Below are 14532 nucleotides of genomic sequence, written 5' to 3'. Positions count from 1 at the left end.
AGATGAGATCAATAGAAGAAATACAGGAAGAGATTGACAGCCTCTGGGATAAAATCGGAAGGGCAGAAGATTTAAAGGGAATCTTTGAAGGTGGACGAGGTCGTATATCAGATAAGAAAAACCTGGTCGAAAACGATGCCTATCATCCTTTCAAGATCTATGACATGACAAGGACCTCTAAGTGGAGGGGGGACAGAGAGAAAGAAGCGGCACAGTTCCAGAACGAAACGAATGAGAATACAAGAAAAGCTATGAAAGCTACAAGTACTCATATCTCTGAGCTTGATGCGGCAATAAAGAAGCTGGATGAGTTGATTGAAAAGTGGAAAAAGAGAATAGATGGATAAAGAAATATTAAAGGAAATGCGGAAAGCTATAAAGAGCAATGATTTAGAGCATATAAAAGAATTGATTGATAATAATCAGGGAATTTTGGAAGAGGTTACTCCTTGTGGGACATTTTTACAAGATGCAGCGACGTTTGGATTGTTTGATGTAGCAAGGTATTTGATTGAACGAGGAATTGATATCAATAAAACAGGTGGAGCAGGAGATGTATCAGCGTTGACAGATGCAGCGTTTGAAGGTGATTTGGATATGGTTAAATTGCTTTATGATAATGGCGCCATCTTTGATGTAAGCACTTTTGCAAGAAATCCTTTGATTGCAGCTATATATAATGATCATTTTGATGTGGTCAAATTCTTGGTAGAAAAAGGAATAGATCTCACACCATGCTATGGAATAGGTGATTATGATAATGTAAATGCATATGATTACGCCAAGCTGTATGGTCGAACTGAGATAGCAGATTATCTTAAAGAGAAAATGTAAATATACTTAGAGTTTTCAGGATGAATAATGAAGATTAAAAAAAGTGCGACAGTTGATTAAACAAGGAAATAGTGAAGAGGTGAAAGAAGTGTTGAAAAATGATCAAGAACTTCTTTTTGCCGAAACACCATTTGGAACGTGGTTGGAGGTTGCAGCAAGCAAAGGACAAATAGAACTTGTAAAGTATCTTAATATTAAATACGATTTCATTATACGAAATAGTCAGTATCGATCCGATTGTTAATCAAATTTCTGATTTACCTTTGGGATGGGTAGCTTATAGGAATAGTGAACACGAAGATTGGATAAAACAAGAAAGCTGATATAATTCATGGATAAAACGGCATTAGTACAAAAACTAATAGAATCTAGAAAGCTTAGTACTAACGAAGAGTGTATCGCTTTTGATGAAGCAATATTGTCGTTGCAAGATTGTATATTGCCAAGTGATATAGAAATGCTATGTGGCGCTTTCTTGGATGACACGCAAGATGATGAAGTTATGTTTGGGCTTGTTCATTTGATAGAATCTTTAGAGGGAAGTGAATGCTTAAGAATGATAGCAAATTGCTCGCCGAATATGTCAGAGGCTCGTGACTGGGCAAAAATCTTGAATATACGAATATTAAATAACCCAAAATATACAGAAATGTATATTGATGTTATTAGAAACATGAACGTTGATGATAAAGAAAAAATAATAGCTTTATTCGATAATATTAAGAAAGACGATCCAAAACGATTTGCAGATAAGATTGATTATATGAAAAAGATGATTGCAAATGACTAATATATATGCGGAGAAGTGTTTGTTTTTTAGTTTTTTAATAGATTTATCTTTAATTTTTGTTTATTTACGCCGATATATATTATGTAAAACCAAATTTTCGGGAAGGAGGACGTATTTATGGCATACAATACAATAAATGGCTTTGCACCTAAGTACAATGCATATAATATTCCCTCCGCGAAAGACAGTGAATTGAGTGTAAAGCCCGGAGCCGTTAATCCCGGCGCGGTAAGTCCCGACACCAAGGGAGCTGAGGCACAGCCGAGAGAAGCGCAGCAGGGACCGTTCGAAGGGCCCAAGCCTATACGTGAAGATATATTCGGAGAAAGCGTATCGTTATCGATCGGTGAAGGCACCGCGGATTCTTCTTACATGACTTACGGCGGACTTGCTTCCGACGACATGAAGCGTGCCATCTCCGGAATGCAGAAGGATTCAATCCTCCACGAGTATCAGTACTTCGTAGGAAAAGATCTCTCCGGCAAGACCGGAAACATCATCACAAGCTCAGACGACGGCGTCGTTCTGAAACTAAATTAAAAGCGAATTCAGGGAGGCCCTATTGTAGGGCCTCTTTTTTTAATGTACAATTTATCAAGGACTAAAGAGATTTACTTCGGAGGAAGTTTATGAATTATACAGACGGAAATACGCTGACTTGCGGGCTTATCGGAAATCCGGTACATCACACAATGTCACCGCTTATACACAATTCAATAGCGCAGATGAAGGGCATTAACCTTGTTTACGTTCCCTTTGAAGTTCCGAAGGGTGGCGTGAAAAATGCCGTAAGAGGCGCAAATGCGCTCGGGATAAAAGGTCTTAACGTGACGGTTCCGTACAAGAGCGATGTTATCGACCATCTTGTGGAGATAGATCCTCTTGCGGAGGGCATCGGCGCGGTCAACACTCTCGTTAGATGTGAGGGCGGTTTTAAGGGCTACAACACGGATATGACGGGGCTTTACCACGCTATGCAGGATGAGGGAATAGTTCTTGACGGACAGACTGTAGTTATCCTCGGAGCCGGCGGTGTTGCAAGACCTGTCGCTTATCTTTGTGCGACAAAAGGCGCAAGGAAAGTCTATGTTCTTAACAGAACTTACGAGAAAGCAGAGAATGTGGCAAAAGAGGTCAATGAAGCGCTAGACGAAGACCTTGGTGATATGGTTATCCCTATGCCTCTTGATTCTTATAAAGAACTCCTTTCAAAAGAAGACAGCTTTTTTGCCATCCAGTGCACGTCGGTAGGTCTTTTCCCCGATGTTAACAGTGCGGTTATCGAGGATGAGGAGTTCTACAAGCATGTGCATGCTGCGCTTGATGTTGTGTATAAGCCGCTTGAGACTAAGTTTATGAAGCTTGCAAAAGCAGCCGGAGCAAAGACATTCTCCGGGCTTAAGATGCTTCTTTACCAGGGAATCGATGCATTTGAGCTTTGGTTTGAGGAAGATAATATCAAGATCAGCAAGGAAGAGGCTGATATCATCTACAAATCGCTTGTGATGGATGTTATGGGAGCGACAAATATAATTCTCGAAGGCTTTATGGGAAGCGGTAAGACGACAGTATCCGAGCTTCTTTCAGAGGAGCTGGAGCTTGAACTTATCGATACAGATGAAGCGATTTCGGAGGCTGAGGGCTGCTCGATTTCTGAGATCTTTGACGTTCAAGGTGAGCAGGCTTTCCGAGACATGGAGACGGATCTTATAAAGATGCTTGTTGATGAGCACGTAAGAGAGATGGTTATCTCCCTTGGCGGCGGCCTTCCCGTTAGGAAAGAAAATCGCGAGCTTCTTAAGAAATGCGGCAAAGTAGTTTACCTTAAGACAAGCCCCGAGGAAGTTTATAACAGGATAAAAGATGATACATCGCGCCCGCTTCTTCGCGGCGACGACCCGCTTTCCAAGATAAAGAAGATGCAGGAAGAGCGCGGCGGATTCTATGAGGAAGCAGCTGATATCATTATCGACACCGATGGAAAGACTCCAAAAGAGATTGTTAGTGAGATTATAGGAAGTCTTGGCATTGAATAAAAGAAACTATTACAAAGAACTGGAAAATAAAATAGATGAGTTTCAAAAAAATGGCGTGGTTCCAAAGCTTCTTTTGCATGTGTGCTGCGCACCATGTTCATCGCACTGCCTGGAGTTTCTGAGGCAGTACTTTGATGTGACGGTCTTTTTTTACAACCCGAACATCACTGAGGATAGGGAATATCACAAGAGAGTTGCTGAGGAAAAGAGACTGATAGAGGAGTACAATCGTCAGGTCGAGGAAAAGAACTTTGAAGGAATGCACTCCGATGAACACGCAAGAAAGATAGCTATCATCGAGGGCGAGTACGATCCAAAGGAGTACTTTGAAGCCGTGAAGGGATACGAGGATATCCCCGAGGGCGGCGAAAGGTGCAGGAAATGCTTTGAACTGAGACTTCGTAAGACTGCGGAAACCGCGGCTAAGGAGGGATTTGAGTATTTCACGACGACGCTTACGATAAGTCCTCTTAAGAATGCCGATGTTTTGAATGAAATCGGTGAAAAAGTAGCGGGAAAAGCAGTTTCTTTTTTGCCATCTGATTTTAAAAAGAAGGACGGATATAAGCGGTCGATAGAGTTATCGCAGAGATTTTGTTTATACAGACAGGATTACTGCGGCTGCGGCTTTTCAAAAGCCGAAAGAGAAAGACAAAAGGCGGAGGATAAAGAGAAGTAATCATGGGAAACGAAATAAAACACAATCCCATAACGGGCGAGCCGATATTGCCCACGGAGGATCTGAGTCAGGTGCAGCTTGATCCAGTTACCGAGCTTAAGCTTACGCAGGAAGAGTATGCGCGTAGGACTCAGAATAATATACCGCCTGTAGGATACGGAGGACAGATGGGGCCGATGGGACCGATGCCGCAGGCAGGACAAGCGATTCGCCCTAATATGGTACCGCCTATGTTGCCCAAGGCAATGCGGGCAAGCGGAATATGGACACCCGCCAAAGCACAGTATCTTGCGCAGAAAAAGATTGCCGACAATCAGAGTAAAGCAGCGTTTTGGCTCGGAATTATATCTTTGTTTCTTTGGCTTACGCTCAGAGGTCTTATAGTCAGCCTTATGATTGACGACAGCGCACTTGATCCGTTTCTTTATTTTTTGTCCGATAATCTTTATCCGGCTCAGACAGTTTTGGTGGTTGTGCTGCTTATTTTTTGCTTGCTGTTCGGACCGTATATTTTGCTGATAATTTCAAGAGTTAAGTACAAATACAATAAATTCGGGAAGGTTTTGCAATGGATCTACATCGGTGAGCTCGCTGTTTTTATTGTACTGATCAGATTTGCGATTTTGATTTTGTCATAGCAAGTTTTGACGTTGCAGGAGATAAAAGATTTTGATAAAATCGTGTAGTCTATTTATGAAAAGAAAAAGCTTTTAGAAAGAAGGTTTTGATTTGGATAAAGTATTAGAGATTATTTCCAAGGAAGTCGGAGACGCATTCGAAAAGGCAGGATATGACAGGGAACTCGGAAGAGTGACCATTTCCAACAGACCCGACCTTTGTGAGTATCAGTGTAACGGAGCGATGGCAGGTGCCAAGAAGTACGGCAAGGCTCCTTTCATGATCGCTGATGATGTTGCCGCAAATCTTACAGGCAACGAGATGTTTGAAAAGGTTGAGTCCGTTAAGCCCGGATTTCTTAATATCATAGTAAGCGGCGATTTCGCAAGAAGCTATATAGTTAAGATGCTTCACGAAAAGCACATGGGTGTTACAATGCCCGGCCACGAACCTACATACATCATTGATTACGGCGGACCCAACGTTGCGAAGCCTCTTCACGTAGGCCACCTTCGTTCAGCCGTTATCGGAGAGAGTATCAAGAGAATCCTCCGTTATACAGGAAACAAGGTTATCGGCGATGTGCATCTCGGAGACTGGGGACTTCAGATGGGACTTGTTATCACAGGTCTCAAGGAGAGAAAGCCCGATCTTTGCTACTTTGATCCCGATTATACCGGTGCATATCCCAAGGAAGCACCTTTCACAGTATCCGAGCTTGAGGAAATCTATCCCGCAGCCAGCAAGAAGTCCAAAGAGGACGAGGCTTACAAGGCTGAGGCAATGGAAGCTACCAAGCTTTTGCAGGACGGATACAAGCCTTACAGAGCTCTTTGGCACCACATCCTCAATGTGTCTGTTGAAGACCTTAAAAAGAACTATAACAAACTCGGAGTTTCTTTTGACCTCTGGAAGGGTGAGTCCGACGCACATGTTGCTATCCCTGATATGGTTGAGTACATGAAGACCAAGGGCTATGCGCATGAGAGCCAGGGCGCTCTTGTCGTTGACGTTGCTGAGGAGACGGATACAAAAGAGATCCCGCCTTGCATGATCCTTAAGTCAGACGGAGCTTCTTTGTACAACACGACAGACCTTGCGACCATCAGACAGCGTATGGATGAAAATCATCCCGAAGGAATCATCTATGTCGTTGATAAGAGACAGGAACTCTACTTTACACAGGTGTTCCGCTGCGCAAGAAAGACCAAGCTTGTTATGCCCGAGACAGAGCTTCACTTCGTTGGCTTCGGTACAATGAACGGCACTGACGGAAAGCCTTTCAAGACAAGAGAAGGCGGCGTAATGCGTCTTGAGAACCTTATCGCTGAGATCGATGAGAAGATGCTCGGCAGGATCAAAGAGGGTAATCCCGATATCTCCGATGAGGAGGCAAAAGATACAGCTCACAAGGTTGCGGTTTCCGCGATCAAGTATGGCGATCTTTCCAATCAGCCTTCCAAGGATTATATTTTTGACATAGATAAATTCACTTCATTTGAGGGAGATACAGGCCCGTACATTCTCTACACAATGGTTCGAATCAAGTCGATCCTTAAGAAGTATGAGAACGAGGGCGGAAGTGTCAAGGACGCTAAGCTCGGTAACCCCGACAGCGACGCAATGAAGAGCCTTATGCTCATCATCACAAGATTTGCGGACGCCATCGAGAGCGCTGCCAAGGATCTTTCTCCCAACAGAGTTTGTGCTTATATCTATGAGCTCAGTAATGCATTTAACAGCTTCTATCACGGAACCAAGATCCTTTCGGAAGCTGACGAAGATAAGAAGAGCAGCTATATCGCCCTCCTTTCAATAACACTTAAAGTTCTTGAAACAGGAATCGATTTACTTGGATTTAGTGCGCCGGAGCGGATGTGAGCGATAAAAGTCATGAGTAACCAAAGTTTTGTGCTTGCACAAAAAACTTTGGTTATGAAAGGACTTAACGTACATGAGGAAAAAAGACATGCGAACGCAGTGAGCAGGTCGATTTCCTCATGTACGTAGGATTGCGAGAATGCGAAGCATGTAGCAATCCGTATTATCGCGAACGAAGTAGCGTGACGAAGGCTCGCGAACGAAGTAGCGTGACGAAGGCTCGCGAACGAAGTAGCGTGACGAAGGCTCGCGAACAAGAAAAGCGTACAGTTTTCTATTTTTTCTTATAGGGACAAAATATGGAAAATACAAATGAAAAAACCAATCATATGTTCAGCAACAGGCAGTTACTCCTGTTGCTGATTCCTATTATAGCGGAACAATTCCTGACCTCCCTTATGGGTATGGCGGACTCAATGATGGTTAGTACCGTCGGCCCGGCAGCTCTTTCCGGAGTGTCTCTTGTTGACGCGGTAAACTTACTTGTCGTGCAGGCATTTAATGCCATGGCGACAGGCGGTGTCATCATCTGCTCTAATTATATCGGTCAGAGAAACCTCCAAAAGGCCAATGACTCGGCAAGACAGGTGCTTCTTGTTTCACTTTCCATTTCGCTTTTTATGACAATTCTTGGCCTTATATTCCGAAACGGCCTGTTAAGCCTTATATTCGGAGAGGTTGAGGCCGATGTCATGAGAGCCTCGCAGGTTTATTTTCTTTTGACCATATTGTCATATCCGTTTGTTGCGCTAGCGGCGGCCAGCAGTGCTATATTCAGATCCCAGTCCAATACCAGACTTCCCATGAATATAGCTATTATTTCAAACTTACTTAATGTTGCCGGAAATGCGACACTTATTTATGTATTTAAACTGGGAGTAGCAGGTGCTGCTACTTCAACGCTTGTTTCCAGAATATTTAATGCGGTAGTTCTTTTGATCCTTCTTAGAAGCGATAAGAATGAGATCTCGGTAAAAGACTATTTGAAGATCCGGCCTCACAGACATAGTATCAAAAAGATACTTGCGATGGGCGTACCCAACGGAATAGAAAACTCGATGTTCCAGTTTGGAAGACTTGCGATACAGTCATCCGTTTCAACGCTCGGAACAATAGCGATAGCGGCACAGTCAATGACGGTTATCCTTGAGAACGTCAACGGCGTCGCAGGAGTCGGTGTCGGAATCGGCCTTATGACAATAGTCGGACAGTGCCTCGGTGCGGGATTAAAAGATGAGGCAATATATTATACAAAGAAGATGATCAAATGGGGATATATCGCGATCATAACAAGTTGTCTTTTGGTTTATGCGATATCGCGTCCCGTTACCGCTCTTGCGGGAATGCCCGTCGAGAGTGCAATGCAGTGCGTATACATGATGGGCTGGGTTACAATATTTAAGCCTATTTTATGGGCTCCGTCATTTATAACGGCTTACGGTATGAGAGCAGCGGGAGACGTTAAGTTCTCTATGCTTGTGTCCACTCTTACCATGTGGCTTTGCAGGGTTACGCTTGCGACTTACCTCATTCGTGTAGCACATATCGGCGCTATGGGTGTTTGGATCGGTATGTTCAGTGATTGGGGACTTCGCGCGATCATCTTTACAATCCGCTTTATAAGTAAGAAGTGGATACATAACGTTGTTTAAAAGGTAGGACACTTGGCAAATAAATTATTCGGAGGAAAAAGAAATGGCAGACTTTGTTAACATCGATCCCGAGGAGGATGCACTTGCGTATCGCTATGATACACAGCTTCTTATTGACAGAAGAGACGAGGACCTTGATGAGGATGCGATAACGGATTACATCACTGAGAACTTTGAGGGAAACAGCCTCATAGTCGCAGGCGACGAGGATCTTATCAAGATCCACTTCCATACCAACTACCCTTGGAAGGTGCTTGAATACTGCAACACCGTAGGCGAGATCTACGACATTGTAGTGGAAGATATGGTAAGACAGTCCGCAGGACTTCAGGGATAAATATAAGCCGCAAGATTGCATGACTAATGCATTTCTTGCGGCTTTTGTTTGTTAAATAGCAACTAAAATTATTGGTATTGCTTGGTAGATGAAAAATATGCTTAATGAGATAAATAGTATTCCGAGAAGAGAATACGTAAGTCTGTTTAATATAGCATGTTTTCCATCGGATGAGACATAAATGCTATATTTCTTGTGCTTCTCCATTCTGTTTCCAATCCAGTAGAAAACATTGTCTACTTTATATTTCCGGGCTTGATCTCCTTTTACATGAAAATGAAGTGTACATCCAAAGCCATTCATAGAATAGCTTTTGGGAGCGGATCTATACTCTATCTTCATCAGTGTTGCGGTTACCATGTGTTTGCATGATAGTGCCAGGTGTACATACCATATGCCCAAACCGGCAAACATTAAACATCCTGCAAAATATAAAATTCCAATAATTATCATATCCATTTGTAACAAGCCTCATTATCAATGGTTTTTGTAAAAAAATATATATACAAAAACAGGAACTCAGATATTTACTGAATTCCTGTTTTTTACGTAGTAGCGAGAGGGGGATTCGAACCCTCGACACCGCGGGTATGAACCGCGTGCTCTAGCCAACTGAGCTATCTCGCCATATATGTCAAAGCTGCATGTCACAGCCGACTTAGATAATATAACTCAGCAGGGGCACTGTTGTCAACAAGGAATTTGGAAAAAAAGACAGAAATCGGTATATAATATTTTATATACACGTTTGGAAGTAAATCAACCATATGAGGGGGCTAAAATATGTGGGCTTATGAGACTTCTTTTTACCAGATCTATACGCTGGGTTTTTGCGGAGCGCCGTTTGAAAATGACGGAAAGCTCGAGCACAGAATACTCAAGGTGATCGATTGGATTCAGCATCTTAAAAAGCTCGGAGTGGGAGCGGTTCTTTTTAATCCAATATTTGAATCGGATACGCATGGCTACAATACCAGGGACTACCATAAAATCGATGTGAGGCTCGGAACCAATGAGGACTTTGCCAAGGTCTGCAAGGCGCTTCATAAAGAGGGAATACGCATCATTCTTGATGGTGTGTTTAATCACGCGGGCCGCGGTTTCTTTGGCTTTCAAGATGTCCTTGAAAAAAGATGGGACTCTAAGTATAAGGACTGGTTCAATATAAACTTTGACGGGAACAGCAATTACAATGACGGCCTTTGGTACGAAGGCTGGGAGGGCAATTACGATCTGGTAAAGTTTAACTTAAGAAACCCGGAGGTTGCGGATTACTTGATAGACAGCGTAAAAAGCTGGATCGAGGAATTTGATATTGACGGGCTTAGGCTCGATGTGGCTTACTGCCTTGATACCGAGTTTATAAAAAGACTTCGCCGCGAGACGGACAGCTTTAAATCGGACTTTTTCCTTACAGGAGAGATGATAGGCGGAGATTACAACAGAATTATGGGCGACGAGCTGTGCCACAGTGCTACCAACTACGAGTGCTACAAGGGCATGTTTTCTGCGCTCAACAGCATGAACCTGTTCGAGATAATCCATTCTCTTTTGCGCCAGTTCGGACCTGAAAATTGGACGCTGTATAAGGGACGACATCTCATAAGCTTTGTCGACAACCACGATGTCAGCAGGATCGCTTCGATACTGAACAGACCGGAGCATCTTAAGCTGATCTACACTATAATGTTCGGAATGCCCGGAATACCCACAGTTTACTACGGAAGCGAGTGGGGCGAAAAAGCCGATAAATCGCAGGGCGATCCGGCACTTCGTCCGTGCTTTGAAAAACCGCAGTGGAACGAGCTCACGGATACAATAGCTTCTTTGTGCAAGGCAAAAAACGAATCGAAAGCGCTTAACTACGGCGGCTTTAAGTCACTTCTTTTGACCAACAGACAGTGCATATTTGAAAGAGAGTGCGAGGACGATAGGGCGCTGGTTGTAATAAATGCAGACGAAGGGTCTTTTCATGCGAACTTTGATGCAAGGGCCGGAAAGGGCGTGGATCTTATCAGCGGAAAAGAGATTGATTTTGGCGGAGGACTTGAGCTTCCTCCTTACACTGCCTATATCATTTCTAAGCTGCAGTAACGCTACCTATGGTCTTATTTGAAACCTTGATTTCTGTTGTTGACGTGCAGAAAGTATAATATAATTAGTTTATGGAAATACGTACACCACTTATTGCAATTTTGGTACTTGGAATACTGATATGCATGTATCTTAGAAGGAACATGCCGGAGCTTATTTCTTCGCGAATATATCTATTTTTCCTTATAACCGCTTTTGTAAATGTGCTCTGTGAGATATTTGAATGTACAGTATTCATCTACCTTCATAAGGTCTATGCCGTGCTAAGAAGGTTATCTCAGAATTTCTATATTATAACGCTTCTTATCACTGTTTTTGTCGTGTGCGCATATCTGTGTTCCAAGATCTGCTATAGGTATCGCCGCATGTTCATCTACATGGCGATCATGGCTATTCCCCTTTTAATTGCGATCGGTGTTGTTATAATGGGCGAGATCTCTTATTCAAGGACTGCGCCCGGGTACTATTACAGCATCGGATCTGCGATCACATATGCTTATGCCACGGGATTTGCGTATATCTTAGTTGCTCTTATCGTCGCGTTTATCTATAGGGGAAGGATGAGAAAAGACGAGTTTGCGGCGATTGAGATAGGTCTTTTTATATGGGCCTGCATAGCAATCTTCCAGTTCTATACCAAGGGTGTCCAGATTTTTTCGCTTGCCGTAATGGTGATGGCGCTGATTCTTTTTATCTCTCTGGAAAATCCAAAAGAGTTTTATGAAAAGAATATTCCGAATGTAAGAAACAAGGATTCGTTTATATCAATGCTCGCCGAATACTTCGGCTATGAGCGGCCTTTTTACATAATGTCTGTTATTTTTACCGGAAAGACCAAGGTGTTTACCGGAACGGATACGCATGATCTTTTCACGATTCAAGGTGCCATTGCAAACATGGCTTCAAAAAAGATCGGTATCAGCGGATATCTTTCTGATTGGAACACGCTTAGCTTTATCACCAAGAAAAGAACCAATGTCGAGACGTTTATGAATCTCATCAATAATTACAAGGGGGATCTTGGAAACTACAAGATGATCTTTTCCGTACTCGATATTCCGAGGTGCGTAAAAGAGCTTGATAAGACGATGCAGGTTCTGAATTTCGTTTCGGGAGAATATGTGCATACGCAGTCTTCGCCGAATCTTGTTGTCGATCAAAAGATAATTGATAAGATGATCTACAGAAACAGCATTGAGGACGTGGTAAGAGATGCGATAAAGAATAAGAAATTTGAGGTTTATTATCAGCCTATTTTAAATGTAAAAGACGGATCTTTTTCATCTGCGGAGGCGCTTGTAAGGCTGATCCGCCCGGATGGGGAAGCGTACATTTCGCCCGAAGAGTTTGTGCCTATTGCCGAGAAATGCGGACTTATCATTGAAATGGACGATCTTGTATTTGAAAAAGTCTGCTCTTTTATAACCAGGGAAAAGATATCCGAATACGGCATAAGGACGATAGAAGTCAATCTTTCGGGTAATGAGGCGGTTGATATTAAGACCCACGACAGACTCATATGCAAGATGGAAAAATATAATATCCCGCCTGAATTCATCAACTTTGAGATCACTGAGACGTCATACATCAACAACGACGAGGTATTTAAAGAGAATGTCAAAAGGCTCAAAGAAAGAGGCAGCACGTTCTCGATGGACGACTTCGGATCCGGATATTCCAATCTTTTGGAGCTTCTAAAGATGGATTATCTGCTCGTTAAGCTTGACAAAGAGTTTGTCTGGCAGTGTCTTGACAGCAAGAAGCCCGAGAATTTAAGGATGCTTAAGTATACGATAAATTTCCTCAAAGACTACGGACTTCATATTCTTGCCGAGGGTGTTGAAACTTTGGAGCAGGCCAAGGTGCTTATCGATAGCGGAGTAGAGTATCTTCAGGGTTTTTACTACTCAAGACCTGTAAATGAAACTGATTTCATAGAATTCCTTAAGGATAACGAAAGGAGAGCACAATGAACGAAGGATTGTACGATGCTGTGTTTGGCTGTGGTGAAGACAAGATTGATCCGTTTATGAGTACGAGTGCGGATTTTAACAGGATAGTTTCAGATATGCGCCTCGTGGGCTATGAGATCAATGCATTTAACGTTGCGCATCAGATAATGCTTGAACAGCTTGATGCAATGCTGAGGTTCAAGGGTAAGATAATAGAGTATGCGATGAATCTTGAGAACAGAGATGAATTTTGCAGGGAAAAATATGGTATTTCTTTTAAGGATATAGATGCGCTCGATCCGCAGCATGACATCGAGTTTGACATAAAGAGCGGCAAGGTTATCTTTTATCTGACGGCGGAGGCCGCGCATAAGGAAAGCGCCTATATGATCCTTTTTAAAAAATCATTTGATGCATTTGAAAAAAAGACGGGATTTAGCTATACGAGCGTGTGATATGAGCATAGTACTTGAAACGGGAAGATTAATATTAAGAGGGTGGACTGAAGATGATGCTTCAGTCCTCTTTAAATACGCCAAAGACAAAAGAGTGGGGCCGGCTGCGGGTTGGCCTGTGCACGAGAGCGAGAAGTACAGCCTTGCGATAATAAGGACGGTGCTTAGTAAAGATGAGGTATACGCTATCTGCCTTAAAGGCGGAAACAACGAGCCTATCGGAAGCATCGGACTTACTTTTTCGGACGGCAGCAACAATGCGACTAAAGTCGATGAAGCGGAGCTTGGATATTGGGTCGGATACCCGTTTTGGAGTAACGGAATTGCGACAGAGGCAGCCGCGGAAATGATCAGGCACGGCTTTTCGGACATAGGTCTTGAGAAGATCTACTGCGCATATTTTTTTGGCAATGAGCAGTCGAAGAGAGTGCAGGAAAAGCTAGGTTTTAAGCTGAGTCACGTCAATAAAAGGTGCGAAGTAAAGCTGCTTGGCGAGGTGAGATGCGAGCTTGTAAATGTTCTCACAAAAAAGGATTGGGAGCTTACAAAAAATACGAAATTGTGATATAATAAGTTCGTCTCTCGCGAGAAAACCGCGAGTAAAATTTTTTTGTTCTTTGGTGAAAGCGCTTTCAATACGGATAGCAGATTGTTTTTTTGAAAAGGAGGAACAATATGTTAAATGTAGGCGAGTGCGTAATTTACGGTAACCATGGTTTGTGCAAGATACGGGAGGTACTTGTACCATCGTTTCTTGAGAGGGGAAATGAGAAGCAGTATTACATGATGGTCTCTGCTGTCGATGCGGGCAGTGTTATCTACGTTCCCGTTGATGGGGCTGATGATAAGGTTCGCGATGTAATGAGCGCTGATGATGCCGAAGAACTGATCGTTGACATTGAGGAAGTTGATGAGATCGAACTTCCGGAGGGCAAGAAGGCGGAGCCTGAGATTGCCGCAATTATCAAAAGAAACATTGCAGATGAAATGATGAGCCTTGTGAAAGCACTTCACAAGATCAAGGCAGTTCGTGAATCAGAGGGTAAGAAGTTTGCCGCTCTTAATGAAAAATACTTGAATATTGCCGAGAAGCTTCTCTATACTGAGATGGCTTTTGCTCTTAAAACTGAAAAAGATATCGTTAAGGACAGAGTTCTAACTGAACTTTCACATCTACCTTTGGAGACTGCGTGATGCGCAGTCT

Annotated in this window: 16 protein-coding genes and 1 tRNA gene; 15 read left to right on the top strand and 2 right to left on the bottom strand. The window is 42.9% G+C overall.

The annotated features are described in order from the left end of the window. Positions 1-2: 2 nt before the first annotated feature. From D6853_RS08890 to D6853_RS08840, 10 genes are all read left to right on the top strand, one after another. Positions 3-347 carry a hypothetical protein gene (locus D6853_RS08890; protein WP_120657653.1) on the top strand — a complete coding sequence of 115 codons (345 nt, stop codon included), beginning with the start codon at positions 3-5 and terminating at the stop codon, positions 345-347. Beyond that, positions 340-834, top strand: a complete 495-nt coding sequence (locus tag D6853_RS08885; RefSeq protein ID WP_120657652.1) for an ankyrin repeat domain-containing protein — start codon at positions 340-342, stop codon at positions 832-834. The genes D6853_RS08890 and D6853_RS08885 overlap by 8 nt, the downstream gene beginning before the upstream one ends. A gap of 331 nt (positions 835-1165) precedes the next feature. After that, positions 1166-1624 (top strand): Imm30 family immunity protein, encoded by a 459-nt coding sequence (locus D6853_RS08875; protein ID WP_120657650.1) that lies wholly within the window; start codon positions 1166-1168, stop codon positions 1622-1624. Positions 1625-1741: 117 nt separating this feature from the next. Further along, on the top strand, positions 1742-2164 hold the full coding sequence (locus D6853_RS08870) for a hypothetical protein (protein WP_120657649.1): 423 nt from the start codon (positions 1742-1744) through the stop codon (positions 2162-2164). Between the two features lie 89 nt (positions 2165-2253). Beyond that, complete coding sequence (gene aroE / locus D6853_RS08865; RefSeq protein ID WP_120657648.1) at positions 2254-3660, top strand: shikimate dehydrogenase; 1407 nt, start codon at positions 2254-2256, stop codon at positions 3658-3660. Continuing rightward, positions 3653-4339, top strand: a complete 687-nt coding sequence (locus D6853_RS08860) for an epoxyqueuosine reductase QueH (RefSeq protein ID WP_120657647.1) — start codon at positions 3653-3655, stop codon at positions 4337-4339. The genes aroE and D6853_RS08860 overlap by 8 nt, the downstream gene beginning before the upstream one ends. A 2-nt stretch (positions 4340-4341) precedes the next feature. Further along, on the top strand, positions 4342-4977 hold the full coding sequence (locus D6853_RS08855) for a hypothetical protein (protein WP_120657646.1): 636 nt from the start codon (positions 4342-4344) through the stop codon (positions 4975-4977). Between the two features lie 91 nt (positions 4978-5068). Further along, the gene (argS, locus tag D6853_RS08850) at positions 5069-6838 is read left to right on the top strand and encodes an arginine--tRNA ligase (protein WP_120657645.1); all 1770 of its coding nucleotides are present in this window, start codon (positions 5069-5071) and stop codon (positions 6836-6838) included. Between the two features lie 299 nt (positions 6839-7137). Further along, positions 7138-8490, top strand: coding sequence for an MATE family efflux transporter (locus D6853_RS08845; RefSeq protein WP_120657644.1), 1353 nt, complete (start codon positions 7138-7140; stop codon positions 8488-8490). Positions 8491-8533: 43 nt separating this feature from the next. Then, complete coding sequence (locus tag D6853_RS08840; RefSeq protein ID WP_120657643.1) at positions 8534-8827, top strand: hypothetical protein; 294 nt, start codon at positions 8534-8536, stop codon at positions 8825-8827. 51 nt (positions 8828-8878) lie between these two features. On the opposite strand, the gene D6853_RS08835 is transcribed toward D6853_RS08840, so the two are convergent. Beyond that, positions 8879-9286, bottom strand: coding sequence for a hypothetical protein (locus tag D6853_RS08835; protein WP_120657642.1), 408 nt, complete (start codon positions 9284-9286; stop codon positions 8879-8881). Between the two features lie 94 nt (positions 9287-9380). Next, positions 9381-9454, bottom strand: a tRNA-Met gene (locus tag D6853_RS08830). A gap of 156 nt (positions 9455-9610) precedes the next feature. On the opposite strand from D6853_RS08830, the gene D6853_RS08825 reads away from it, so the two are divergent. The 5 genes from D6853_RS08825 (at position 9611) to D6853_RS08805 (ending at position 14522) form a co-directional block, all read left to right on the top strand. Beyond that, positions 9611-10921 (top strand): alpha-amylase family glycosyl hydrolase, encoded by a 1311-nt coding sequence (locus D6853_RS08825; protein ID WP_120657641.1) that lies wholly within the window; start codon positions 9611-9613, stop codon positions 10919-10921. A gap of 71 nt (positions 10922-10992) precedes the next feature. Then, entirely contained in the window at positions 10993-12894 is a 1902-nt protein-coding gene (locus tag D6853_RS08820; RefSeq protein ID WP_120657640.1) for an EAL domain-containing protein, read from the top strand. Further along, on the top strand, positions 12891-13328 hold the full coding sequence (locus D6853_RS08815) for a hypothetical protein (RefSeq protein WP_120657639.1): 438 nt from the start codon (positions 12891-12893) through the stop codon (positions 13326-13328). The genes D6853_RS08820 and D6853_RS08815 overlap by 4 nt, the downstream gene beginning before the upstream one ends. Position 13329: 1 nt before the next feature. Beyond that, positions 13330-13893 (top strand): GNAT family N-acetyltransferase, encoded by a 564-nt coding sequence (locus D6853_RS08810; protein WP_120657638.1) that lies wholly within the window; start codon positions 13330-13332, stop codon positions 13891-13893. 110 nt (positions 13894-14003) lie between these two features. Then, positions 14004-14522 (top strand): CarD family transcriptional regulator, encoded by a 519-nt coding sequence (locus D6853_RS08805; protein WP_120657637.1) that lies wholly within the window; start codon positions 14004-14006, stop codon positions 14520-14522. Positions 14523-14532 lie beyond the last annotated feature (10 nt).

The organism is Butyrivibrio sp. X503 (genome assembly GCF_003625475.1).
Classification (GTDB): Bacteria; Bacillota; Clostridia; order Lachnospirales; family Lachnospiraceae; genus Butyrivibrio.
This window is presented reverse-complemented; position numbering and strand designations above follow the sequence as displayed.